General features: G+C 67.3%; 21 protein-coding genes. 16 read left to right on the forward strand and 5 right to left on the reverse strand.

What is annotated here, in order from left to right:
• Positions 1-51: 51 nt before the first annotated feature.
• The 4 genes from J7U46_RS02560 (at position 52) to J7U46_RS02575 (ending at position 5,161) form a co-directional block, all read left to right on the forward strand.
• Positions 52-546, forward strand: coding sequence for a YajQ family cyclic di-GMP-binding protein (locus J7U46_RS02560; protein ID WP_282823252.1), 495 nt, complete (start codon positions 52-54; stop codon positions 544-546).
• Between the two features lie 21 nt (positions 547-567).
• Positions 568-1,227 (forward strand): retropepsin-like aspartic protease, encoded by a 660-nt coding sequence (locus J7U46_RS02565; protein WP_282823253.1) that lies wholly within the window; start codon positions 568-570, stop codon positions 1,225-1,227.
• Between the two features lie 68 nt (positions 1,228-1,295).
• Complete coding sequence (gene prsT, locus J7U46_RS02570; protein WP_282823254.1) at positions 1,296-4,106, forward strand: XrtA/PEP-CTERM system TPR-repeat protein PrsT; 2,811 nt, start codon at positions 1,296-1,298, stop codon at positions 4,104-4,106.
• A 164-nt stretch (positions 4,107-4,270) separates the two neighbouring features.
• On the forward strand, positions 4,271-5,161 hold the full coding sequence (locus J7U46_RS02575; protein ID WP_282823255.1) for a PEP-CTERM sorting domain-containing protein: 891 nt from the start codon (positions 4,271-4,273) through the stop codon (positions 5,159-5,161).
• Positions 5,162-5,241: 80 nt separating this feature from the next.
• Here the strand turns inward: J7U46_RS02575 and J7U46_RS02580 are convergent, their stop codons facing one another.
• On the reverse strand, positions 5,242-6,213 hold the full coding sequence (locus tag J7U46_RS02580; RefSeq protein ID WP_282823257.1) for an isoaspartyl peptidase/L-asparaginase: 972 nt from the start codon (positions 6,211-6,213) through the stop codon (positions 5,242-5,244).
• Positions 6,214-6,358: 145 nt separating this feature from the next.
• On the opposite strand from J7U46_RS02580, the gene J7U46_RS02585 reads away from it, so the two are divergent.
• The 8 genes from J7U46_RS02585 to ileS all read left to right on the forward strand — a co-directional run bounded on the left by J7U46_RS02585 (position 6,359) and on the right by ileS (position 16,983).
• Positions 6,359-7,537 (forward strand): acyl-CoA dehydrogenase family protein, encoded by a 1,179-nt coding sequence (locus J7U46_RS02585; RefSeq protein ID WP_282823258.1) that lies wholly within the window; start codon positions 6,359-6,361, stop codon positions 7,535-7,537.
• A 23-nt stretch (positions 7,538-7,560) separates the two neighbouring features.
• The gene (locus J7U46_RS02590; RefSeq protein ID WP_282823260.1) at positions 7,561-8,670 is read left to right on the forward strand and encodes an acyl-CoA dehydrogenase family protein; all 1,110 of its coding nucleotides are present in this window, start codon (positions 7,561-7,563) and stop codon (positions 8,668-8,670) included.
• Between the two features lie 39 nt (positions 8,671-8,709).
• Complete coding sequence (locus J7U46_RS02595) at positions 8,710-9,252, forward strand: DUF3617 domain-containing protein (RefSeq protein ID WP_282823261.1); 543 nt, start codon at positions 8,710-8,712, stop codon at positions 9,250-9,252.
• On the forward strand, positions 9,252-10,214 hold the full coding sequence (locus J7U46_RS02600; protein ID WP_282823262.1) for a P1 family peptidase: 963 nt from the start codon (positions 9,252-9,254) through the stop codon (positions 10,212-10,214). Before J7U46_RS02595 ends, J7U46_RS02600 begins: the two co-directional genes overlap by 1 nt.
• A gap of 30 nt (positions 10,215-10,244) precedes the next feature.
• Positions 10,245-10,961, forward strand: coding sequence for a 16S rRNA pseudouridine(516) synthase (locus J7U46_RS02605; protein WP_282823263.1), 717 nt, complete (start codon positions 10,245-10,247; stop codon positions 10,959-10,961).
• Between the two features lie 184 nt (positions 10,962-11,145).
• Entirely contained in the window at positions 11,146-12,966 is a 1,821-nt protein-coding gene (locus tag J7U46_RS02610) for an ATP-binding protein (RefSeq protein ID WP_282823264.1), read from the forward strand.
• 31 nt (positions 12,967-12,997) lie between these two features.
• Positions 12,998-14,032, forward strand: coding sequence for a bifunctional riboflavin kinase/FAD synthetase (locus tag J7U46_RS02615; protein WP_282823265.1), 1,035 nt, complete (start codon positions 12,998-13,000; stop codon positions 14,030-14,032).
• 104 nt (positions 14,033-14,136) lie between these two features.
• Entirely contained in the window at positions 14,137-16,983 is a 2,847-nt protein-coding gene (gene ileS / locus J7U46_RS02620; protein ID WP_282823266.1) for an isoleucine--tRNA ligase, read from the forward strand.
• 59 nt (positions 16,984-17,042) lie between these two features.
• Here ileS and J7U46_RS02625 read toward each other — a convergent pair whose 3' ends face one another.
• Entirely contained in the window at positions 17,043-17,555 is a 513-nt protein-coding gene (locus J7U46_RS02625) for a DUF1269 domain-containing protein (RefSeq protein ID WP_282823267.1), read from the reverse strand.
• Positions 17,556-17,715: 160 nt separating this feature from the next.
• Between J7U46_RS02625 and lspA the strand changes: the two genes are divergently transcribed.
• The 3 genes from lspA (at position 17,716) to J7U46_RS02640 (ending at position 20,657) form a co-directional block, all read left to right on the forward strand.
• Positions 17,716-18,207, forward strand: a complete 492-nt coding sequence (lspA, locus tag J7U46_RS02630) for a signal peptidase II (RefSeq protein WP_282823268.1) — start codon at positions 17,716-17,718, stop codon at positions 18,205-18,207.
• A gap of 88 nt (positions 18,208-18,295) precedes the next feature.
• On the forward strand, positions 18,296-19,081 hold the full coding sequence (locus tag J7U46_RS02635; protein WP_282823269.1) for a DUF2189 domain-containing protein: 786 nt from the start codon (positions 18,296-18,298) through the stop codon (positions 19,079-19,081).
• A 76-nt stretch (positions 19,082-19,157) separates the two neighbouring features.
• On the forward strand, positions 19,158-20,657 hold the full coding sequence (locus J7U46_RS02640; protein WP_282823270.1) for an ATP-binding protein: 1,500 nt from the start codon (positions 19,158-19,160) through the stop codon (positions 20,655-20,657).
• Here J7U46_RS02640 and J7U46_RS02645 read toward each other — a convergent pair.
• Entirely contained in the window at positions 20,637-21,626 is a 990-nt protein-coding gene (locus tag J7U46_RS02645; RefSeq protein ID WP_282823272.1) for a quinone oxidoreductase, read from the reverse strand. The two genes, J7U46_RS02640 and J7U46_RS02645, sit on opposite strands and share 21 nt — an antisense overlap.
• Positions 21,627-21,707: 81 nt before the next feature.
• On the opposite strand from J7U46_RS02645, the gene J7U46_RS02650 reads away from it, so the two are divergent.
• A complete protein-coding gene (locus J7U46_RS02650; protein WP_282823273.1) occupies positions 21,708-22,625 on the forward strand; it encodes a DMT family transporter in 918 nt (305 codons plus the stop codon).
• A 6-nt stretch (positions 22,626-22,631) separates the two neighbouring features.
• On the opposite strand, the gene J7U46_RS02655 is transcribed toward J7U46_RS02650, so the two are convergent.
• A complete protein-coding gene (locus J7U46_RS02655) occupies positions 22,632-23,909 on the reverse strand; it encodes a CsgG/HfaB family protein (RefSeq protein WP_282823275.1) in 1,278 nt (425 codons plus the stop codon).
• Between the two features lie 133 nt (positions 23,910-24,042).
• Positions 24,043-25,002 carry an SH3 domain-containing protein gene (locus J7U46_RS02660; protein ID WP_282823276.1) on the reverse strand — a complete coding sequence of 320 codons (960 nt, stop codon included), beginning with the start codon at positions 25,000-25,002 and terminating at the stop codon, positions 24,043-24,045.
• Positions 25,003-25,038: the final 36 nt, after the last annotated feature.

Here is a 25,038-nt window from a genome sequence, read left to right on the forward strand (position 1 = left end):
CATGGCAGAATTTTCCCCTGTTTCTTATCGCTCACTGCAGAAAACCTCCCCATGCCCAGCTTTGATACCGTTCTTGAACCCGACATGGTCGAAATCCGCAATGGCGTGGACAACAGCGCCAAGGAGATCGCCACCCGCTTCGATTTCAAGGGCACGGGCGCTCGCATCGAGCTGAAGGACAAGGAAAAGGAAATCGTGCTGTATGGCGACAGCGATTTCCAGCTGGAGCAGATCAGCACCGTGCTAATCGACAAGCTGACCAAGCGCAAGGTCTCGATCACCTACCTGGACATGGACGCCAAGGTCGAGAAGCTGGGCGGCGACAAGGTCAAGCAGGTCTACAAGGTCAAGAACGGCATCGAGTCCGACCTCGCCAAGAAGATCACCACGGCCGTGAAGAACAGCAAGCTCAAGGTGCAGTCCTCGATCCAGGGCGACACGGTGCGCATCACCGGCAAGAACCGTGACGACCTGCAGCAGGCCATCGCCATGCTCAAGAAGGAATTCCCGGAAACGCCGCTGTCCTACGACAACTTCCGGGACTGACTGGCGCGAGCCGCCCAGCGCATGCGCTCCACCCTGCCCCGCCTGATTCTGCTGGTGAGTGCCCTGCTCTGCTGGCATGCGGGCGCCGCGGCCGGCGGCGTCAGCTTCAACGGCAGCCTCGGGAGCAAGGCGGCCCTGCTGTTGATCGACGGTGAGGCCCGCACGGTGCAGTTGGGTCAGATGGTCAATGGCGTCAAGCTGCTGGCCATCGAGGAGGACCGTGCCACGGTCGAGATTGACGGCCGGCGCCAGGTGCTGGTGCTGGGGGCTTCGCCGGGCCGCTTGAACCCCAGCGGGTCGGACAACGGCGCCGCCAAGCAGATCATCATGACCTCGGGGCCCGGCGGGCATTTCACGCCCACCGGCAGCATCAACAACCACAGCATCCAGTTCCTGGTCGACACCGGCGCCACCTCGGTCTCGATCACCCAGGCCGAGGCCGAGCGCATTGGCCTGCGCTACCGCAACGGCCGCCGCGTGCTGACCCAGACGGCCAACGGCGTGGTGCCAGCCCACCTGACCGTGCTCGACTCCATTCGCGTTGGCGATGTCGAGGTGCGCAATGTCGAGGCCATCGTTATCCCTGGCCAGATGAGCCACGTGCTGCTGGGCAACAGCTTCCTGACCCGCTTCCTGATGAAGCGCGAGAACGATGTCATGACGCTGGACTTGCGCTACTGACAGGCCCTGGCGGGCGCCGCGCAGCCCGTGCAAGAATCGCGCGCCACCACCTCCACCGAACGGACCGAATGACGCGCCTGACGCCACTCGCCTCGCTGCTCGCCGCCGCCGTGCTGGCCAGCGCCACGCCCTTGCTGCACGCCGCCGACAACAACGACAAGGCCGCTCGCTACTACGAGGATGCGCTGACGCGCTACCAGAAGAAGGACATGACCGGCGCCATCGTCCAGCTGAAGAACGCGCTGCAGATCAACAAGGCCATGCTGCCGGTCCAGGTGCTGCTCGGCAAAGCCTTGCTTGCCAATTCGGACCCGGTGGGCGCCGAGGTGGCCCTGAACGAGGCGCTGCGCCTGGGAGTCAGCCGGGTCGAGGTTATCGTGCCGCTGGCCCAGGCCATGTACAACCAGGGCAAGCACAACCAGTTGGTCGAATCGCGCCAGCTCGACTCCGCAGGCCTGCCGCCCGAGGTCCAGCAGCAGCTGCTGCTGATCAAAGCCCAGGCCTTTGGCGACCTGGGCCAGATTCCCAAGGCCCTGAAGGCGATCGAAGATGCCAAGGCGCTGACGCCGCAAGCCCCTGAGCCCTGGCTGGCCGAAGTGCCGCAGCGCATCAAGGGCCGCCAGTTCGCCGAAGCGGCCACGGCGCTGGATCGCGCTGCCAAGCTGGGCCCGCCTACCGCCGATCTGTACTTCCAGCGCGCCTCGCTGGCGCATGTGCAGGCCAAGCTGGCCGACGCCCTCGCCGCCTACGACAAGACGCTGGAACTGGAGCCCGAACACCTGGATGCGGCCCTGGCCCGCATCGGCATCTACGTGGACCTGGGCCGCGACAAGGACGCCGCCCGCGAGCTGGAAGCCCTGCTGGCCAAGAAGCCCAACGAGCCGCGCGCCCTCTACCTGAAAGCCCTGCAGGCCGACCGCACCGGCGACCGTGCCACGTCCAAGGCCGCCCTGGCTCAGATCACCAACCTGATGGACCCGGTGCCGCTGGACTTCATCCGCTACCGCCCGCAGTTGCTGCTGCTCGCCGGCCTCGCGCATTACGGCCAGGGCTCGCTGGGCAAGGCCAAGCCCTACCTGGAAGCGGCCCAGCGCGCCCAGGGTCCGAGCCCAATCGCCAAGCTGCTGGCGCGGGTCTACCTGGAAGACCGCGCGCCGGACCGAGCGGTTGAAGTGCTGGAATCCTATCTGCGGACCGCACCTGGCGACGCCAATGCCCTGACCCTGCTGGCCTCCATCCACACCTCGCAGGGGCGCCATGCCAAGGCCACCAACCTGATGCGCGAAGCCCTCGCCGGCAAGGACAACCCGGCCTTCCGCACCGTGCTGGGCCTCAGCCTGCTGCGCGGCGGCAAGACTGGCGATGCCATCAGCTCGTTGGAGCAGTCTTTCAAGGCCGACCCCGGCCAGACCTATGCTGGCTCAGCCCTGGTCACTCTTTACCTGCGCGAAGGCCAGAAGGCCAAGGCCGTGGCCATCGCTGAAACCATGGTGCGCAAGTCGCCCAAGAATCCCAGCCTGTGGATGCTGCAAGGCACGGCCATGTCGCGCTCGGGCGATGCCAAGGGCGCTCGCCAGGCCTTCGACACCGCACTGAAGCTCAGCCCCGGCCTGCCGGAGGCCGAGCTGGGCCTGGCACGGCTCGACGTCGGGAGCCGCGCCTTCGACGCTGCCAACACGCGGCTCTTGAACCTGTACAAGGCCGACGAAAAGAACATCGAGGTGATGCTGGAACTGGCCAACGTGGCCGAGATGCAGAACAAGCCGGCCGATGCCGAGCGCTGGCTGCTCAAGGCCGATGACAACGCCGGTGTCGGCGAGTTGCGGCCCGGCCTGGCCCAGGTCCATACGCGGATGCGCTTCAAGAACTATCCGCAGGCACTGGAGGCGTCCAAGAAGCTGCTCAGCAAGGCCCCCGAAGACCCGGACGTGATGGCCCTGCACGGGCGCGTCCAGCTGCTGAATGGCGACGTCCAGGGCGCCCGCACCACGCTGGCAGGCGCCGCGCGCCGCGCCGGCGTGGTCGTGCAATCGCTGCTGACCATCGCCGAACTGCAGATGCAGGCCCGCGACGCCACCGGCGCCAACTACTCGGTGGAGAAGGTGCTGAGCGTGGAGCCCAACTCGATCCGGGGACAGGCCCTGATGGCTGGTGTCGAGCTTCAGCAAGGCGAGCTGGCCAAGGCCGAGCGCCGGGCCAACCAACTGGTGCAGAGCCATCCCAAGTCGTCGGTGGGCTACCACCTGCTGGCCGACATCGCCCTGGCCAAGCGCCAGCCGGCCGCCGCCATCGAGCCGCTCAAGCGCGCTCAACAGCTGGAGCCCACCAGCATTGGCTTGCTGCGCCTGTTCAGTGTCCAGCAGAGTGTCGAGGGCGTTCGGGCTGCTGTCCAAAGCGCCGAGACCTGGCTGAAGCTGCGTCCGAGAGACGGTCAGGTGTTGCGCGCCGTGGGCGACGCCCATGTCCGCAACAAAGCACCGGACGCCGCCATCAAGGCCTATGAGCGAGCCCTCGCAGCAGACGCCAATGACGCCGAGGCGATGAACAGCCTGGCCTCGGTGCTGCTGACGCAACGCAACACCAAATCCATCGCCCTGGCCCAGCACGCGGTGCAGCTCGATCCCAACAATCCCATGTACCTGGACACCCTGGGCTGGGCCGAGTTCCAGCTTGGCCAGTCAGAGCGCTCCTTGCCCATGCTGCGCGACGCTCGTTTGCGCAACCCGGGCAATGCCGAGATCCGCTGGCACCTGGGTGCCGTGCTGGCCAAACTGGGCCGCAATGCCGAAGCGCGGGCCGAGCTCGAAGTGGCGGCCGCCAGCAAACAGGACAAGGAATCCGCAGAACAGGCGGCCAAGCTGCTCCAAACCCTCAAGTGAGGGGGGCGCAATCCGTCGGGACGCTTTACAGTCCGCCCATGGCAAGCTTGCAAGAAGCCTCTAAGTCCTTGATTCAATTGAAAACAAGATAGATGGCCCAATCCTTGCAAGCAAATGTGCCAACAGACCAAAAAATGGTCCGCTTAGCCAAGCTGGAGAATCCGATGAAAAAACAAATCTTGCGTTCCGTCCTGCTGGTGGCTGCCAGCTTGGTGGGCCTGGCCGCGACACCAGCAGCCCATGCCGCCACCTGGAACGGCACCTGGAACTACGACAGCTGCAGCAACTTGGGTGCCGCCGTGACCTGGGGCAATTCCTACAACTGCACCGACTCGGCACTGCCGAACGATGCCAAGATGAACATCTCGGGCTGGTCTTCCGACCTGAGCCCCTCCACCACGTTCGTGCCGGCCGCCGTCTACCCCTGGGGGTCTTCTGCCGGCTTCGGCATCGTGAACCGCGAGGAATGTGCGGTCGGCAGCGCGACGGTCTGCGACCCCGGCACCGGCCCCCACGCTGCAGATGGCGTGAGCAATCTCGACGGCTTCCTGATGAAGTTCTCGAACGGCCCCAGCGACATCGTCAAGGTGGCCCTGGAGTCCGTGCAGATTGGCTGGAACGGCAGCGATGACAAGGGCGTCACCACCAGCACCAAGGGCAACGCCTGCACCGGCTACTGCGACTCTGACATCTCGGTGTACTACTACACCGGCTCCAGTGATCCCAATATGGGCCTCGTCAGTGCCGCCAGCCTGAAGGGCGCGACCACCACTGTTGCCGTCAACGGCTGGCTGCTGCTGGGCACCTACAACGACGTGGGCCTGAACGCCAACAACACGGTCAACCTGGGCAACACGGGCAAGAGCTCCAGCTGGTGGCTGGTGACGGCCGCCAACACCACGACGATGGACGGCAATGCCGACGCCTTCAAGCTGCTGACCGTAGCCGGCACCGGCGAAACGACCAAGCGCACGCCGGAACCGGGCTCCCTGGCCCTGGCTGGCCTGGCCCTGTTCGGCATGGTCGGCCTGCGCCGCAAGGCCAAGCAAGCCTGAGCCTCAGCGCTTCAGCTTCAGAAAGCGGCCCGTTCGGGCCGCTTTTTCTTTGTCTGCTCGGCAGCAAGCCCGGACGAGCTTCAGCCCGTTGCCTCCTGTGCTTCGCCGTAGATACCGACGACGGGCTGCCCACCCGCGCGGACCATACCGCGGTACATGCCCTCGGTATTGAACGGCAGGCTGACCTCGCCATCGCGGCTCACAGCGATCAAGCCGCCCTGCCCACCCACACGGCCCAGCTTCTCGAACACCACACGCCGCGCAGCCTCGTCCAGACCCTGGCCGGCGTACTCCATCAGCGCCCCCACCTCCCGCGCAGCCGCAACGCGGATGAAGGCCTCGCCGGTGCCAGTGCAGGACACGGCGCAGCTCTCGTCGCTGGCATAGCAGCCCGCACCGATCAGCGGTGAATCACCGACCCGGCCGGGCAGCTTGTTGGTCATGCCGCCGGTCGAGGTGGCGGCGGCCAGATGGCCGGCTGCATCGAGGGCCACGGCGCCGACGGTGCCGAACTTCTTGCCTTCATCGATGGGCGTGCGGGCCTGGCCATCATGGTCCAGCAACGCGCCGGCGGCTTCGGCCCGGGCTCGATGCAACTGCGCCAGGCGCTGCGGCGTGCCGAACCAGCCGGGATCGACCATCTCCAGTCCCAGCTTTTCCACATAGGTTTCTGCGGCCGGGCCGATGAAGAGCAGATGCGCGCCTTGGTCCATCACCGCGCGGGCCGCCAGCACCGGATTGCGGATGCGGCTGACGCCAGCCACCGCGCCAGCGGCCAGCGTGCGGCCGTCCATCACGCTGGCATCCAGCTCATGGCGCTCATCGGCCGTGTAGACCGCGCCCTTGCCGGCATTAAAGAGCGGGCATTCCTCCAGCCTTCGCACGGCCTCGCAGACCACGTCCATCGCGCTGGCACCCGCTGCCAGCATGCGCTCGCCGGCGGTCAGGATGGCTTGCAACTCGGCGCGGTACTGCTGTTCCAGTTCGGACGACATCGTGCTGCGCAGCAGGGTGCCGGCGCCTCCATGGATGGCGAGGACGGGAGTTGGCATGGCGGGCGAATCCGGAGTTTTGACGGCTGGGCAGTGTAGGCAATGCGCCCCTTGTCTCGACAGAGACAAGGCAAATGCGAACGGTCGTGCTAAAAATCGCCATCGCCCGCGCTGCCTGCGGGTCGCTATGGATGGAGACGCCCACATGGACCTCAACTTCACCGCCGAAGAGCTGGCCTTCCGAGCCGAAATCCGGCAATGGGTGGCCGCGAATCTGCCGGCCGACATCAGCCACAAGGTACACAACGCGCTGCGTCTCAACAAGGACGATCTGCAGCGCTGGGCCAAGCTGCTCGGCAAGCAGGGCTGGCATGGCTGGGCCTGGCCCCAGCAATTCGGCGGCCCGGGCTGGAATGCCGTGCAGCGCCATCTGTTCGAGGAGGAATGCGCGCTGGCCGGTGCGCCGCGCATCGTGCCTTTCGGCCCGGTGATGGTGGCGCCAGTGATCATGGCCTTCGGCACGCTCGAACAGCAGCAGCGCCACCTGCCCGGCATCATGAGCGGCGAGGTCTGGTGGAGCCAAGGCTACAGCGAGCCCGGTTCGGGCTCGGACCTGGCTTCGGTGAAGTGCCGGGCTGAGCGCCAGGGCGACAAGTACATCGTCAACGGTCAGAAGACCTGGACCACGCTCGGCCAGTTCGGCGATTGGATCTTCTGCCTGGTCCGCACCGACCCCACGGTCAAGCCGCAGGCCGGCATCAGCTTCCTCTTGATCGACATGAAGTCGCCCGGCGTCACCGTGCGCCCCATCATCATGCTGGACGGCGAGCATGAGGTGAACGAGGTGTTCTTCGACAACGTCGAGGTGCCCGCAGAGAACCTCGTCGGCGAGGAGAACAAGGGCTGGACCTATGCCAAGTACCTGCTGGCCCACGAGCGCACCAACATCGCCGACGTGAACCGCGCCAAGCGCGAGCTGGAGCGGCTCAAGCGCATCGCCAAGGCCGAGGGCGTCTACGACGACACCCGCTTCCGTGACCAGATCGCCCTGCTCGAGGTCGACATCGTGGCCCTCGAGATGATGGTGCTGCGCGTGCTCTCGGCTGAGAAATCCGGTAAGCAGTCGCTGGACGTGGCCGGCCTTCTGAAGATACGTGGCAGCGAGATCCAGCAGCGCTACACCGAGCTTTTGATGCTCGCGGGCGGTCCCTTCTCCCTGCCCTTCATCCATGAGGCGATGGAGGCGGGCTGGCAGGGCGATTACGTGGGCGCCGCGCACTGCGCGCCACTCGCCAGCCACTACTTCAACTACCGCAAGACCACCATCTACGGCGGCTCCAACGAGGTCCAGCGCAACATCGTGGCGCAGACGGTCCTGGGCTGAGCAAGCGAACGAGGAGACAAGACATGGACTTCGATTTCACCGACGACCAGGAATCGCTGCGCGACGCGGTTCGCCGCTGGGTGGACAAGGACTACGGCTTCGAGCACCGCCGCACCATCGTCAAGGCGGGCGGCTTCTCGCGCGAGGCTTGGGACGGTCTGGTAGGCCTCGGCCTCACGGCCCTGGCCGTGCCTGAAGAACAGGGCGGCATGGGTTTTGGCGCCGTCGATGCGATGGTGGTGATGGAAGAACTGGGGCGCGGCATCGTGATGGAGCCCTATGCCCAGGCCGGCCTGATCGCCCCGGCCGTGCTGCGCCACGCGCCGGCTGCGGTGCAGGCCGACTGGTTGCCCAAGATCGCCGGCGGCGAAGCACTGATCGTGCTGGCACACCAGGAGCGTGGTGCCCGCTACAGGCTCGACAAAGTGACGACCCGGGCCGAGGGTCAGGTCTTGACCGGCGCCAAGAGCCTGGTGCCGGGCGGTGACCAGGCCGATGCCTTCATCGTGCCGGCCGAAACCGGCTCCGGCGTCGCCCTCTTCCTGGTCCAGCGCTCGGCCACTGGCGTGTCCACCCGCGGCTACAGCCTGCAGGATGGCTCGCGCGCTGCCGAAGTCAGCTTCGACAAATCACCGGCCGCCCTGCTGGTCGGTCCGGAGCAAGGCCTGGCGGTGCTGGAGTTGGCCGTCGACGTGGGCATCGCCGCACTTTGCGCCGAGGGCGTGGGCGCGATGGAGAAGCTGGTCGCCATCACGGCCGAGTACCTGAACACCCGCAAGCAGTTCGGCGTGGTCATCGCCAGCTTCCAGGCCCTGCGCCACCGCATGGCCGACGTGAAGATGCAGCTGGAACTGGCACGCTCGATGAGCTATTTCGCTAGCCTCAAGCTCGGCGAGGAAGCGCCGGCCCGCCGCCGTGCCCTGGCGCAAGCCAAGCTGCAGCTGTGCCACTCGGCCCGCTTCGTAGGCCAGCAATGCACGCAGTTGCACGGCGGCATTGGCGTGACCGACGAGTACATCTCCAGCCACTACTTCAAGCGCCTGACCGCGATGGAGATGCAGTTCGGCGACAGCCTGCACCAGCTCGCCGAGGTCAGCAGCCGCATGCAGGACCAGGCTGGCGTGTTTGCCTGAGCGCCCCTAGACTCCTCGGGCCAACCTGAGGAGTCTGCGATGCACAAGTCTCTTGCCCGTTTCCTGGTCCTTTGCCTCGTCGGCCTGCCCGTCCTGGCCGCGGCCCAGTCCATGAAACCCGGCCTCTGGGAAATGAGCCAGAAGCCCCAGCTCGATCCGGCCCAGCAGGCCAAGATGGAGCAGGCGCAAAAGCAGATGGCGGCCATGCCGGCCGAGCAGCGCAAGATGATGGAGCAGATGATGAGCCAGCGCGGCATGTCCATGAGCGCGATGGCCGGCGGTGTCATCAGCATCAAGAGCTGCATCAGCAAGGAGCAGGCCGAGCGACACGAGATGCCGGTCAGCGAGAACGGCCGCTGCAAGCACGACGTACAGCGCAGCGGCAAGACAGTGCGCTCGCATTTCGTCTGCACCGATCCGGCCTCCGAGGGTGACGGCGAATTCACCTTCGACAGCCCCGAGCACTACAGCAACAAGCTGACGATCAAGCGCGGCGACAAGACCATGGTCATCACCGGCGAGGCCCGCTGGCTGGGCGCGGACTGCGGCGACATCAAACCGCAGGCCACACACCAGCGTTGATGAGCGGCCCTTTCAGCGAGATTGCCGGCCTGCGCGTCGGCCACTTCAGCGATTCACGCCGCCCCACCGGCTGCACCGTCGTGCTCTGTGAGCAAGGCGCCGTGGCTGGTGTTGATGTGCGGGGCGCTGCGCCAGGCACGCGCGAGACCGATCTGCTGCGCCCCGAGAACACGGTGCAACAGGTGCATGCCCTCCTGCTCAGCGGCGGCAGCGCCTTCGGCCTGGATGCCGCCACCGGCGTGATGCGCTGGCTGCGCGAGCGCGGCCATGGCTTGCAGGTCGGGCCGGCCTGCGTTCCCATCGTGCCGGGCGCCGTGCTGTTCGATCTCTGGCTGGGCGACCCGCAGATCACGCCCGATGCCGCCGCCGGCTACGCCGCCTGTGAAGCGGCCAGCCAGCAGGCCGCCACCGGCTCGGTGGGCGCTGGTGCCGGTGCCACGGTGGGCAAGCTGTTCGGCCCGCAGCAGGCGATGAAGGGCGGCATCGGCGCGGCCTCCTTGACGCTCGCTGGCATTTGCGTCGCCGCGCTCGTGGCCGTCAATGCCGTGGGTGATGTGGTCGATCCAGCCACGGGCCAGGTGCTCGCTGGCGCGCGCGGCCCCGATGGCCGGATGCTCGGCACGATGGCGGCTGTGAAGGCCGGCCAGGTGCCCGGGCGCTTGCTCGCTGGCGCCAACACCACCATCGGCGTCGTGGCCACCGATGCTCGGCTGAACAAGGCAGAGGCCACCAAGCTGGCCCAGATGTCGCACGACGGCTTGGCCCGGGCGATCAACCCGGTCCACACGCCCAGCGATGGCGACGTGATGTTCGCGCTGGCGACCGGAGGCGCAGGCCGCAGCGCCGACCTGACCTGGCTCGGCGCCCTGGCCGCCGAGGTCACTGCGCAGGCCGTGCTGAACGCCATCCAAAGCGCCAGCGGCCTGCCCGGACTGCCGGCCCTGAGTGAACTGGCGAAGTGAGACGGAACAGCGAGCTTGGATAATGTGGCCATGCGTCTCTCCCAGATCCTCTACTCCCAAGGCTTCGGCACCCGCCGCCTCTGCAACGGCCTGATCTACAACGACGAGGTCAAGGTCAATGGCGAGGTCGTCGATGACCCCGATGCCGAGTTCGACACCAAAGACTTCGTGTTCGAGGTCAGCGGCAAGACCTGGCCCTTTTACGAAAAGGCCCTGATCCTCCTGAACAAGCCGAGCGGCTACGAATGCTCGCAAAAGCCCAAGCACCATCCGAGCGTGATGAGCCTGCTGCCCGGCCCCTTGCGCGAGCGCAACGTGCAGCCGGTGGGCCGGCTTGACGAAGACACGACCGGCCTCTTGCTGCTGACCGATGACGGCAGCCTGATCCACAAGCTGACCAGCCCCAAGCACCATGTACCCAAGGTCTACGAGGCGCGCTGCAAGCATCCGCTGACCGACGAGCAGGTGCAGCGCCTGCTGGATGGCGTGGAGCTGCGCGAGCCCGATGCGCCGGCGCACTACAAGCCCGAGCCGGCGCGCGCCGAAGGAGCCGAGAAGGTCGACGAGCACCTGCTGCGCCTGACTCTGATCGAAGGCAAATACCACCAGGTCAAGCGCATGGTGGCGGCCGTGGGCAACCGCGTCGAAGCCCTGCACCGGCCGCAGTTCGGTGCGCTGACGATTCCGGCCGATCTGCCGCCCGGCGGCTGGATCTGGATCGCCAGCCCAGCACAGATTTCGCCCTGATTTCGTGACGATGCGTGCGCTGCGGCGCCCGCACCACGTTCGGGGGTTGTTCCTAGGCTGAGCGGCTCGGGCCCTGTGCCGAAATCACTCCCAGTGAGTTTGGGAGCTTGAGCCACCCGCCGGCAGGCAACGGAGAAGACACCGCGCCAAGATCAGGCCGGCCGCCAGCGGGCAAGAGATGCCGATGACGATAGCCCCCACGTTGGGCCGAGGGAACCCGGGCCGGATGGCCCAGATCGCCGAGCAGGTGCGCGCCGAGCGCATCACCACGCTGTATGCCTTGAGCATGCCGCCGTTGCTGCTGGGCCTGCTGTTCAGCGGCTTCGCCGCCCTCATGCTGTGGCCGCACCTGGCCGCCCCCGTCCTGCTGCCCTGGCTCGCTGCCCGCGCCCTGCTGGTGCTGGTGCGTGTGGCCGATGTCCTGCAGTTCCGCCGTGCCCGACCGAGCGGCGCCGCCGCCCTGCCCTGGGAGCGCCGCTACCTGGTCTTGATGGCCCTGGACGCGCTGTCCTGGGGCGCCATGGGCTGGTTCTTCCACACACCGGCCGTGCCGGAACTCGACGGCATCGTGCTCGCCTCGGTCGTGGGCCTTGGGGCCATCGGCCTGATCTCGCTGGGCAGCCACTGGCGTGCCAATCTGCTGTTCTGCAGCCTGGCCTTCGCGCCGCTGGCCGCCTACCAGCTGAGCCTCGGCACGGCCACCGGCGCCTATGTGGCGGGTGGCTTTCTGATGCTGCTGGCCACGCTGTCCTTCGAGTCGCGGCGGCTGGAAGCCCATCACGACGAGCTCTTGCGCCTGCGCTTCGAGAACGCGCTGATCGCTGAGGAGCGCCAGACGGCCCTGCAGTCGGCTGAGCACTCCAGTACCAGCAAGAGCCGCTTTGTAGCCATGCTGAGCCATGAGATCCGCACGCCGCTGAACGGCATCCTCGGCATGACGCAGCTGCTGTCTCGCAGCGAACTCGGCATGCAGCAGCGCGAGCAGGTCGAGATCGTGCGGCGCTCGGGCCGCCATCTGCTCGCCCTGGTCAACGACATCCTCGATTTGGCCCGCATCGAGTCCGGTAAGCTGGCGGTGGACGCCGGGCCGGTCGATGTGCGGGAGGTGGTCGGCGACGTCTGCGCCCTGCTCGGCCAGAGTGCCCGCGAGAAAGGCCTGGCCTTCGATCTGCAGACCAGCCCCGGCCTGCCCGCCCTGGTGCTGGGCGACGCCTCGCGCATCAAGCAGGTGCTGCACAACCTGATTGGCAACGCCATCAAGTTCACCGAGCGCGGCCAGGTGCTGGTCCGGCTCAACACCGTGCTGGACATGCGCGCCGGGACGCTGTTGCGCTTTGTAGTGCAGGACAGCGGCGAAGGCATTGCCGCCGACCAACTGGAGCGCATCTTCGCGCCCTTCGAGCAGGCCGCCACCGGCCTGCGCCGCCAGGAGGGCGCGGGTCTCGGCCTGACGATCTCGCGTGAGCTGGCGCGTGCCATGGGCGGCGACCTCTGCTGCAGTTCCATCCCCGGCCAGGGCTCGCAGTTCGAGTTCACGCTGCCGCTGCGCGCCGTGGCGCCCCCGGTGGGCGAGCCCGCCGCCAACGACGAGGCCAGCAGCGGCCCGAGGCTGAGCGGCCGCGTGCTGGTGGTCGACGACAGCGCGGTCAACCTGCTCGTGGCCTCGGCCATGCTGGAAGCCAGTGGCATGCAGGTCGACCAGGCCGAGACCGGCATGCAGGCGCTCTCCCGCCTGCAGTCGCAAAGCTTCGACCTGGTGCTGATGGACTGCCAGATGCACGGCATGGACGGCTTCGAGACCACCAGCCGCTGGCGCGCGCTGGAGGCTGAGCAAGGCCGCGAGCGCCTGCCCATCGTGGCGCTGACGGCCAGCGCCGTGAACGGCGACCGCGAGCGCTGCCTCGCCGCCGGCATGGACGACTACCTGCTCAAGCCCTTCGAGCAGAGCGACCTGACGGCCGTGCTGGCCCGCCACCTGCGCACGGGCATTGCCCTCGCGGCCTGAGGTCGGGCGGCTGCCGGGGATAATCCAGGGCATGCATGTCTTCCGAGGTTTCCACCACCAGGGGCTTGCGCCCGAGTGCGCGCTGACCATAGGCAATTTCGACGGTGTCCACCGTGGCCACCAGGCCATGCTGGCGCTGCTGCGCTCCGAGGCCCGGCATCGCGGCCTGCCCTCCTGCGTGATGAGCTTCGAGCCGCATCCGCGCGACTACTTCGCGGCGCGCCTGAACAAGCCCGAGATGGCACCGGCTCGCATCGCCACCTTGCGCGACAAGCTCGGTGAGCTGGAGCGCTGCGGCATCGACCAGGTGATCGTCCTGCGCTTCGACGAGCGGCTGTCCAGCCTGCCGGCGCCTGATTTCATCGACAAGGTGCTGGTGCAAGGCCTGGGCGCCCGCTATGTGCTGGTGGGTGACGACTTCCGCTTCGGCGCCAAGCGCCAGGGCGACTACGCGACGCTGGATGCCGCTGGCCGCGCCAAGGGCTTCGACGTGGCACGAATGATGAGCTACGAGGTGCACGGCCTGCGTGTCTCCAGCTCTGCCGTGCGCGAGGCGCTGGCGGCTGGTCAGATGGAGGCCGCCGCTGCCCTGCTGGGCCGACCCTACTCAATCTCCGGCCATGTGGTTCACGGCCAGAAGCTGGGCCGCCAACTGGCCGAATCGACGCCGGGCGCATCGGATGGCTTTCGCACGCTGAACCTGCGCTTCAACCACGACAAGCCGGCCGCGCAAGGCATCTTTGCCGTGCGCGTCCATGGCCTCGCCGAAGGGCCGGTCGATGGCGTGGCCTCGCTGGGCGTGCGCCCCACGGTGGAAGACGCCGGCCGCGTGCTGCTGGAGGTGCATTGCCTCGACTGGCCAGCCGCGCTGGGCCCCGATGGGGCCTACGGTAAACTCGTGCGCGTGGAACTGCTGCACAAACTGCGTGACGAGGCCCGATTCGACGGCCTCCCGGCCCTGACCGAAGCGATTCGTCAGGACGTGGCGCAGGCCCGCGCCTACCTGGCCCAAGAGGCCGCCTCCTACGTCAAGGTCAGTCGCCAGACCACGCGCGACCGAATTTGAAGCGGCCCTGTGCCGCTCCCGCTGCTTGCTGCCGGCGCGCTGACTCTACGCGCGCCCTCCTCCTTACCGCGGGTCGTCCGGCCCGCCGCCTCTGATCGCACGCCATGACCGACGCCGCCAAGCCCGATTACCGCTCGACCCTGAACCTGCCCGACACCCCCTTCCCCATGCGCGGCGACCTGCCCAAGCGCGAGCCGGGCTGGGTCAAGCAGTGGGAAGAGCAAGGCACCTACCAGCGCCTGCGCGATGCTCGCGTCGGCTGCCCAAAGTTCGTACTGCACGATGGCCCGCCCTACGCCAACGGCCAGATCCACATCGGCCATGCTGCCAACAAGATCCTGAAGGACATGATCGTCAAGGCCCGCCAGCTGGAAGGCTTTGACGCGGCCTACATCCCCGGCTGGGACTGCCATGGCCTGCCGATCGAGAACCAGATCGAGAAGACCTTCGGCCGCGGCCTGCCGCGCGATGAAGTGCAGGCCAAGAGCCGTGCCTACGCCGGCGAGCAGATCGACGCACAACGCGAAGACTTCAAGCGCCTGGGCGTGCTCGGCGAATGGGCCAACCCCTATCGCACGATGGACTTCAAGAACGAGGCCGGCGAGATCCGCGTCTTGAAGCGCCTGTTCGAGCGTGGCTTCGTCTATCGCGGTCTCAAGCCCGTCTACTGGTGCTTTGACTGCGGCTCCTCGCTGGCCGAGTTCGAGATCGAGTATGCGGACAAGCAGTCGCCCGCCGTCGACGTGGCCTTCCTGTGCGCCGAGCCTGAGAAGCTGGCCACTGCCTTCGGCTTGAGCTCGCTCGCCAAGGAGGCCTTCACCGTCATCTGGACGACCACGCCCTGGACCATCCCGGCCAACCAGGCGCTCAACCTCAACCCCGAGCTGAGCTACGCGCTGGTGGACACGCCGCGCGGCATCTTCATGGTGGCCGAGGCGCTGGTCGAGAAGTGCCTGGCGCGCTGGAAGCTGGAAGGCTCGGTGCTGGCCACCACCGTCGGCAAGAACCTGGCGATGCTGAAGTTCAAGCATCCGCTGGCGCACGTGGATGCCGGCTACGACCGCGAAAGCCCGGTCTACCTGGCCGACTACGCCACGGCCGAAGACGGCACCGGCGTGGTCCATTCGGCACCGGCCTATGGCCTCGATGACTTCCAGAGCTGCGTCTCGCACGGCATGGCCTTCAAGGACATCCTGAACCCCGTGCAAGGCAATGGCGCCTACGAGGCCGAGCTGCCCTTGTTCGGTGGCCTGCACATCTGGAAGGCCAACCCGGTGATCGCCGAGGCGCTGGAGAACGCCGGCCGCCTGCTCTCGCACGTCAAGATCACGCACAGCTATCCGCATTGCTGGCGCCACAAGACGCCGGTGATCTACCGCGCCGCCGCCCAGTGGTTCGTGCGCATGGATGAAGGCGAAGGCTTGTTCACGCAGGACAAGGCCCCGAAGAGCCTGCGCCAGACCGCGCTGGAAGCCATCGATGCGACCAGCTTCTACCCGGAGAACGGCCGTGCCCGATTGCGCGACATGATCGCCGGCCGGCCCGACTGGTGCATCTCGCGCCAGCGCAGCTGGGGCGTGCCCCTGCCCATCTTCCTGCACAAGGACAGCGGCCTGCCGCACCCGCAGACGCTGGAGTTCATCGAGCGCGCCGCGCAACTGGTGGAAGCCGGCGGCGTGGAAGCCTGGGCCAAGCTGAACCCGGCCGACTGGCTGGGCGCGGAAGCCGACGCCTACAGCAAGGGCTCGGACATCCTGGACGTGTGGTTCGATTCGGGCTCCACGTTCCAGCATGTGCTGAAGGGCAGCCATGCCGGTGCCGCTCACGCGGAAGGCCCGGAAGCCGACCTGTACCTGGAAGGCCATGACCAGCACCGTGGCTGGTTCCATTCCTCCTTGCTGATCGCCTGCGCCTTGTATGGCCGCGCGCCCTACAAGGGCCTGCTCACCCACGGCTTCGTCGTGGACGGCCAGGGCCGCAAGATGAGCAAGTCGGTGGGCAATGTGGTGGCGCCGCAAACGGTCAGCGACAAGATGGGCGCCGAGATCCTGCGCCTGTGGACGGCTGCGACCGACTACTCGGGCGACCTGGGCATCGACGACAAGATCCTCGCCCGCGTGGTGGACGGCTACCGCCGCATCCGCAACACCCTGCGCTTCCTGCTCGCCAATGTGGCGGACTTCGATGCCAAGAACGACGCCGTGCCGCTGGAGCAGATGCTGGAAGTGGACCGCTACGCGCTGGCCCGTGCGGCCGAGTTCCAGGCCGAGATCCTGTCGCACTACCAGCGCTACGAGTTCCATCCGGTGGTGGCCAAGCTGCAGGTCTATTGCTCGGAGGACCTGGGCGCGTTCTACCTGGACGTGCTGAAGGACCGCCTCTACACCACGGCACCCAAGAGCCTGGCCCGCCGCTCCGCACAGACTGCGCTGTGGCAGATCACGCACGCGATGCTGCGCTGGATGGCGCCCTTCCTGAGCTTCACGGCCGAGGAAGCCTGGCAGGTGTTCGACGGCGATCACGCCGGCAAGAGCATCTTCACGGAGACCTACTGGCAGTTCGGTGCCGGTGCCGACGACACAGCCTCGCTCGCCAACTGGGCCCGCATCCGCGAGATCCGGGAAGCGGTCAACAAGGCGATTGAAGCGGTGCGCACCACCGGTGCGGTCGGTTCCTCGCTGCAAGCCGAGGTGGCCCTGGGTCTCCCGGCCGACGATCTGGCCCTGCTGCAAAGCCTGGGCGAAGACCTGCGCTTTGTGCTGATCACCTCGGCGGCTTCAATTGCTGCGGCCGAGGAGTTGAGCGTGGCGGTGGCCCCATCTGCTCACCAGAAGTGCGAGCGCTGCTGGCACTACCGTGCCGACGTGGGCGCGAACGCCGCCCACCCGACCCTGTGCAGCCGTTGCGACAGCAATTTGTACGGCGAAGGCGAAGCTCGCAGCATCGCCTGATCCATCAGGCGAACGGCCAAAGAACAAGGGGCGCCTCGCGGCGCCCCTTTGTCATGGCCTCACGGGAAGGCCGGTACGTTGGGCTCCAGGCCCTCGAAATGCGCCTCCGGATGGGTGCGCTCGAGCAGTTCCTCGATCTCGGTCACGCGCGTGCGGGGCACGTCGACCATCAGCAAGTACATGCCCTTGGAGATCGGCTCCTCGAAGCGCTTCAGGCGCCGGCTTGGGGTGGAGCTGCCGATCATGCTGGACGACCAGGTGCCCAGCACGGCACCGAGGCCGGCCAACGCGATCACCACGGCCTGCGGCGCGGCGCCCGTGCCGGTGAGCACGTAGGCGGCCACCACGCCACCGGCGGCACCGAGGCCAGCGCCGACCAGCAGGCCGGTCTGGGCCGCCTCGACGAGGTCGGAGGTCTGCAGGATGTTGGCCGCATGCAGGCCGGTCATGTCGGCTCCGTCTGCGGCGACGAAGTGGATATGGCGATCCGAGACCCGGGCCAGCAGCAGCTCGTTCATCGTCTTGCGGGCTGCCTCAAGGTCGGGCAGCAACCAATAGATGCGTTTGCGCATGAATCACTCCTAGCCCCGGGGGGTTGGGGCGGCGCTCGCCGCGCGGCCGGGTGCGATCTTTTTACTCCTGCCCCCAAGGGTCCGCAAGACCGGAGGCGCGGGGGAAAACGCTACAGTAGCGGCCACTTACGACAACCGAATCTCCTCAGCTCGCTTGCCCATGGCCTTCAAACAGAGTAGCTCGCCCCGCCTGATCCAGTGGCTGATGATCGCCCTGCTGGTGATCATCACCGACCAGCTGACCAAGGTGCTGATCGTCTCGCAGTTCCAGTACGGCGACAGCCGCTTCGTCACCAGCTTCTTCAACCTGGTGCGGGCCCATAACACCGGCGCCGCCTTCAATTTCCTGGCCCATCACGACGGCTGGCAGCGCTGGTTCTTCGTCGGCCTCGGCTTCGTGGCCACCGGCTTCATCGTCTGGCTGCTTCGCCGCCACGGCCACCAGACGCTGTTCGCCTGGGCGCTTTCGCTGATCCTTGGCGGCGCGCTCGGCAATGTGATCGACCGCCTCTGGCATGGCTATGTGGTGGACTTCCTGCAGTTCCACGCCGGCGGCTGGTATTTCCCGTCCTTCAACGTGGCCGACAGCGCGATCACGCTGGGCGCGGTGCTGCTGATCCTTGACGAATTGCGGCGCGTCAAGCGCGGCTGATTCTTCGCGGCGACGGCTGCTGGAAACTACGCTGGTGCAGGCCGGCCCACCGACCTAGGCTGCTGGCGCAAAGGAGCGCACAAGCAAGATGGCAGACCCTGGGAAAGAAAGCAGCAAGGCCGACGAGATTTCCGCCTTCGACCTGCCCCTGAACGCGCTCGGCCTCACGCAGCCGTTGCAATGGCTCGCCCTGGGCTGGCGCGATTTCCGCCGCCAGCCGCTGATCGGCCTGTTCTACGGCTTCTGCTTCATGGCCATGGGCTGGGCCCTGCTCGAGACCTACCAGCGCTCGCCGGCCTGGATACTCTGGCTGTCGGCCGGCTTCCTGCTGCTCGGTCCGCTGCTGTGCATGGGCCTGTACCAGGTCAGCCTGCGACTGGAGCGCGGCCAGCCCCCTTCGCTGGCCGACTCAATGACGGCCTGGCGCACCCGCACCAGCCAGCTCGCCATCTTCGGCTTTGCACTGCTGATACTCGAGATGCTGTGGGGCCGCTCGGCCCTGGTGGTGTTCGCGGTCAGCTTCGACGGCATGCCCGAGCTGGGCGGCTCGCTGCTGAAGCTGCTGGAGCCCGAGAACTACGGTTTCATCATCAGCTACCTGTGCGTCGGTGCGGTATTCGCCGGCCTGATCTTTGCCATCAGCGTGATCTCGATACCGATGATCCTCGATGAGCAGGTCGACGCGATCACCGCAGCGCTGACCAGCCTGCGCCTGTGCCTGACCCAACCGGGCGTGATGCTGGTCTGGGGCGCCCTGATCACGCTGCTGGTCCTGCTGGCCATGCTGCCGGGCTTTGCCGGCCTCCTGGTGGTCGGGCCGGTGATCGGCCATGCAAGCTGGCATGCCTACCGCGCGGCCCTCGGCGCGCGATGAAGCGGCGCACTCACAAGCTGTCTCAATTGGAGGCCTCAAATACGCGCCACAATGCGCGCTGCCGCACCGACCACCCATGCTTGATTTCTCCAGCCTGACGCATTACGACTGGCTCGACACCCCGATGTGGGTGTTCGACCCCAAGGCCGAGCGCAATCTCTGGGCCAATGCGGCTGCGCTGAGCTTCTGGCAGGTGGAGAGCGCCGAGATGTTCCTCTCGCGCAACTTCCAGGACCCGACCGAGGCCGTACGCGAACGCCTGGCTGTGACGGCCGCCGACCATGTGCAGGGCAAGATCGTGCGCGAGCAGTGGACGCTCTATCCCAAGGGCCAGCCGGTCACGGTGATGCTGGCCTCGCGCGGCATCCACACGCCGGACCGGCGCCTCGTCATGCTGATGGCCGCCCAGTCCCTGCCGCATGGCACGGATAAGAGCATGCTGCGCGGCGTCGAGGCGCTGCAGCACACAACGGCCCGCATCGCCATGTTCAGCCTGCGCGATGGCCAGACCCTCTTCCTCAACCCGGCCGCCGCCCTGGCCTTCGGCGTGCAGGCCACGCCTGGCGCGCTCGGCTTTGCCGATGTCTTCGCCAGCCCCGACCTCGCCTCCCTGGTACGCCGCCATGTGCAGGGTGGCAAGAGTTTCCAGGCCGAGCTGGAGCTCAACACCGTCGAGGGCATACGCTGGCACAGCATCGATGCCCGCCCGATGCGGGACCCGGTCAGCGGCGACCCGGTGCTGCAGTTCAACGCACGCGACATCAACGACTTCCGCCTCGCCCAGCAGGCACTGACCGTGGCGCGCGAAACCGCCGTCGCCGCGAGCCAGGCCAAGAGCACCTTCCTGGCCAATATGAGCCACGAGATCCGCACGCCCATGAATGGCGTGCTGGGCCTCACCGAGCTGGTGCTCCAAACCGAGCTGGACGAGCGCCAGCGCAAGTTCGTGCAGATGGCGCACGACTCGGCCAAGTCGCTGATGGGCCTGATCAACGACCTGCTGGACGTGGCCAAGATCGAAGCCGGCAAGGTGGCGATCGAGCACCAGCCCTTCACCCTCTACGACTGCCTGCGCGAATCGACCCAGCCACTGCAACTGCAGGCGCATGAAAAGGGCTTGCTGCTGGGCGCGCGCGTGCAGCCCGGTGTGCCGCCCTTCCTGGTCGGCGATTCGCTGCGCCTGCGCCAGGTGTTGACGAACCTGGTCGGCAACGCGGTCAAGTTCACCGAACGCGGCGAGGTGCGCATCGAGGTGCGCCGCCTCGACGAGGGCCGAGCCGGCAGCGGGCCGGAGCCGGTGCACCTGTGCTTCTCGGTCAGCGACACCGGCCCAGGCATGAGCCGCGACCAGATCGCCCGCATCTTCGACCCCTTCACCCAGGGCGACGCCAGCATCACGCGGCGCTTTGGCGGCACCGGCCTCGGCCTCACCATCGTGCAGCGCCTGGTGGCCCTGATGGGCGGCCGCGTGCATGTGGAAAGCCAGGTCGGCACCGGCAGCAGCTTCAGCTTCGAGATCACCCTGCTGCGCGGCCCCGACCCCGCGCTGGCCGCCTCAGACGAGCAGGACGCCTGAGCCCGTCGTCGTGCGGGCCTCCAGCTCGCGGTGCGCCTGGGCCACCTCGGCCAGCGGGTAGCGCTGCGAGACGTGGATCTTGACCTGGCCGCTCGCCACCACCGAGAACAGATCGTCGGCCATGGCCTGGCTGTTCTCACGCGTGGCCAGGTGGGCGAACAGCGTGGGCCGTGTCAGGTAGAGCGAGCCCTTGGCCGCCAGCAGGCCGGTGTTGAACGGCGGCACCACGCCCGAGGCATTGCCGAAGCTCACCATCAGGCCGAAGGGGCGCAGGCAATCGAGCGAGCCCTCGAAGGTGTCGGCACCCACCGAGTCGTAGACCACCTTCACACCCTGGCCGCCGGTGATCTCGCGCACCCGCTCCGGGAACTTTTCCTTGCGGTAGTTGATCGCAACGCTGGCGCCATTCGCGAGGGCCAGCGCGCATTTCTCGTCCGAACCGGCGGTGGCGATCAGCTGGAGGCCGAGGGCCCGCGCCCATTGGCAGGCGATCAGGCCCACGCCGCCGGCGGCGGCATGGAACAGGATGTAGTCGCCCGGCTGCAGCCCATCCTGTGGCAGCGTGCGGCGCAAGAGGTACTGGGCCGTGAGGCCCTTGAGCATCATGGCGGCGCCGGTCTCGAAGCTGATCTCGTCCGGCAAGCGCACCACCGCGCGGGCCGGCATCACGCGGGCCGTGCAATAGGCGCCGATGGGCTGGCTGGCATAGGCCGCGCGGTCGCCCACGCGCAGGTGCGTGACACCCTCGCCCACCGCCTCGATCACGCCGGCGCCTTCCATGCCCAGCGTCTGCGGCAGCTGCAGCGGATAAACGCCGCTGCGGTGGTAGATGTCGATGTAGTTGAGGCCGCAGGCCCGGTGGCGGATGCGGATCTCGCCAGGCCCGGGATCGCCCACCTCGACGCTCTCCAGCTTCATCTGCTCCACGCCACCAGCCTGGTGGATTCGCACTGCGGTCTCTGTCGCCATCGCATCACTCCGGTTTGGGAATTCCGCTATCGTGCCAGCCTTTGCCTGTTCCCGCCCGCTCCTGCCCGAGCGCGCCATTCCATGAAGCTGTCCCCCCGCCTGGCCCTGCTGTTGACCATGCCGCCCCTGCTGTGGGCCGGCAATGCCGTGGTGGGCCGCCACATGGCGAGCCAGATTCCGCCGCTCCTGCTCAATGGCCTGCGCTGGGCCCTGGCGGGCTTGCTGTTGCTGCTCATCGCACCGAGCGCACGGGCCTTGCTGCGCAGCCCGGCGCCGCTGTGGCAGCGCTGGGGCTATCTGGCCGTGGTCGGCTTCCTCGGCATGGGTTGCTACAACGCGCTGCAGTACCAGGCACTGCGCAGTTCCACGGCGCTCAACGTGACCCTGATCGCCGCGAGCATGCCGCTCGGCATGATGATGGTCGGCGCCCTGGTCTATGGCGAACGGCCGACGCGACGCCAGCTCGCGGGCGCCCTGCTGTCGCTGGTCGGCGTGGCCTTGGTGCTGGCACGCGGCTCCTGGGCAGCGCTCTTGCAGGTGCACTTCGTGGCCGGCGACCTGCTGATGCTGCTGGCCGTGCTCAGTTGGTCGATCTACAGCTGGCTGCTCGCCAGGCCGCCCGCCAGTCTGCGCGCCGAGCAGGCGCCCGGCTGGGATTGGGCCGCCATGCTGATGGCGCAGATCGCCTTCGGTGCGCCGATTGCCCTCGCGATGGCGGGCATCGAACAGGGCTACACCGAGCAGGCGGTGCACTGGGGGCCAGGTCTTGCCTGGGTGCTGGCCTATGTGGCCATCGGGCCCTCGCTGATCGCCTACCGCTGCTGGGGCCTCGGTGTAGCCCAGGCGGGGCCGGCGCTGGCGGCCTTCTTCGTCAACCTGACGCCGCTGTTCGCGGCCCTGATGTCGGCCGCCCTGCTGGGCGAGTGGCCGGCCTGGTACCACGGCGCGGCCTTTGCACTGATTGCCGGCGGCATCGTCGTCTCGGCCGGCCGGCGCTGAGCACTCTTACATCCGCTGGCCGCTGAAGGTGCCGCTGCCCGGCGCGCCGCCGAAGCGCCAGGTGCCGCTCAGCGCGCCGCTGGCGCCATCGATGCGGCCGCTGAAGATGGCGGCGCCGGCATTGCCGGTGGCGGCGAGGTTCAGCTGGCCAGACGGGTCGACCCGGCCGACGATGCTGAAGGCACCGGTGGCGTTGGAGACGCCCTGGCCGCGCACCAGCCCATTGGCGCTGACGCTGACCTGGAAGCTGCCCTGATCGGCGCCACCGAAATTGCCAGAGAATTGGCCCGCGATGCCTGTGCCCACGGGCTGCACGACCGGCGGTTGCGGTGCTGCTGCAGTCTGCTGCTCGGCACCGACCAGGGTGCGCTGCACCCAGCCGCTGAAATTGGCGGCGTCAACGAACGCGAAGCCATTCTTGACCTCGCCGCTGGCCACCAGGTCGTCGTTCTTGCTGAGCGTGGCCACGACCTTGGACTCGCGCGAAGCCTCGGCATAGACCTTGACGTTGGCGATCTTGGCATGCAAAACCTGGCCGGCCGGCTGCGGCGCCTCGGCCTTGGTCGAGCCGGCCGCGTTCACGTCGCTGGAGGCACTGCTGGTGCGGATCAGCTGCTCCTTGTCGCGGATCTCGAGCACGATCTTGTTGTAGTTGTCGAGGAAGCCGGCCGCGACCATCTTGCCCTCCGGCGTGCTGGTGTAGCCGCCAAGGCCACCGACCACGCCGCCGCCAAAGCCCCAGCCGCCGATGCCGAAATCGGTCTTGCTGGCCTTGCCCTCGGCCGCTGCCACCTGGATGCTGGAGCGCACGTCGGCCACCATCAGGCTCGTGGAGGCTTCCTTGAACTTGAGGCTGCCGGCAATGGCGCCCAGCACGCCGAGCTTGCCCCCGAGGAAGCCGCCGATGCCGCCGGTGTTGGACGAGCCGACCTGCACATTGGGTGTCATCACGAAGTCGGCCGCCTGCATCTGGCCCTTGCCGACGTTCGACTCGGCACGCAGATCACCGCCGGCCGCCAGGGCCCGCTCCTGCTGTATATTGGCCATGGCCTGGCCGCGCTCGACCACGTCGAAGCAGCCGGACTTCTGGATCATCAGGCGGAGAAGCGCGGCCGGCGAACCAAGGCCATAGGAGGAGATGTGATGCCAGCCCTGCTGAGGCTCGACCACCGCAATGGTGCCCAGCTTCTTGGCACAGGTCTCGACTTTGGAATCACTCTCGGCACGGGCCGCCGCTGCGGCCAGCATCAGTCCTGCGACCAGGACCAGCATTTGTCTTTTCATTGATGGAACGCCTCCGCTGTCATGGGTGGGGGTCACCCAAATCAGCGGGGCATTCTGCCGCAGCGTTTCGCTTCGGGAATCCGGCGGCGTAACCAATTCCTACGGCAAGTTCAGAAGCGCTTGCCGCGCCTGATCAGGGCCCGACCAGGGTGCGCTGCACCCAGCCGCTGAAGTTGGCCGCATCAACGCGCACAAAGCCGTTCTTGGCCTCGCCGCTGGCCACCAGGTCGTCGTTCTTGCTCAGCGTGGCCACGACCTTGGAGTCGCGCGAAGCGTCGGCATAGACCTTGACGTTGGCGATCTTGGCATGCAGGACCTGGCCGGCCTGCTGCGGTGCCTCGGCCTTTGTGGAGCCGGCGGCGTTCACGTCGCTGGAGGCGCTGCTGGTCTTGATCAGGCTGTCCTTGTCGCGGATCTCGACGACGATCTTGTTGTAGTTGTCGAGGAAGCTGGCCGCCACCACCTTGCCCTCGGGCGTGCTGGTGTAGCCGCCCATGCCGCCGACCACGCCGCCGCCATAGCCCCAGCTGCCGACCGAGAAATCGGTCTTGCTGGCCTTGCCTTCGGCGGCCGCCACCTGGATGCTGGAGCGCACATCGGCAATCATCAGGCTGGTGGAGGCTTCCTTGAACTTGAGGCCACCGGCAATGGCGCCGAGCACGCCGAGCTTGCCGCCCAGGAAGCCGCCGATGCCGCCGGTGGTCTTGGCACCGACCTGCACATTCGGGGTCATCACGAAGTCGGCCGTCTGCATCTGACCCTTGCCGACGTTGGACTCCTGGCGCAGTTCGCCGCCCGCTGCCAGCGCGCGCTCCTGCTGGATATTGGCCATGGCCTGGCCGCGCTCGACCACGTCGAAGCAGCCGGACTTCTGGATCATCAGGCGCAAGAGCGCCGAGGGCGAGCCGAGGCCGTAGGACGAGATGTGCGCCCAGCCCTGCTGCGGCTCGACCACCGCGATCGCGCCCAGCTTCTTGGGGCAGGTTTCGACCTTGGACTCGTCCTCGGCACGTGCGGCCGTGGGCAGCAGGGCCAGTTGCAACAGGCCGAGGGCTGCCAGCAGGGCCGAGGTCTTCTTGTTCAGGATGCTCATCGCAAGACTCCAAGATTGCAAAGTGAGGGATCGCCC

Source organism: Pelomonas sp. V22 (genome assembly GCF_030014915.1).
Classification (GTDB): domain Bacteria; phylum Pseudomonadota; class Gammaproteobacteria; order Burkholderiales; family Burkholderiaceae_C; genus JAUASW01.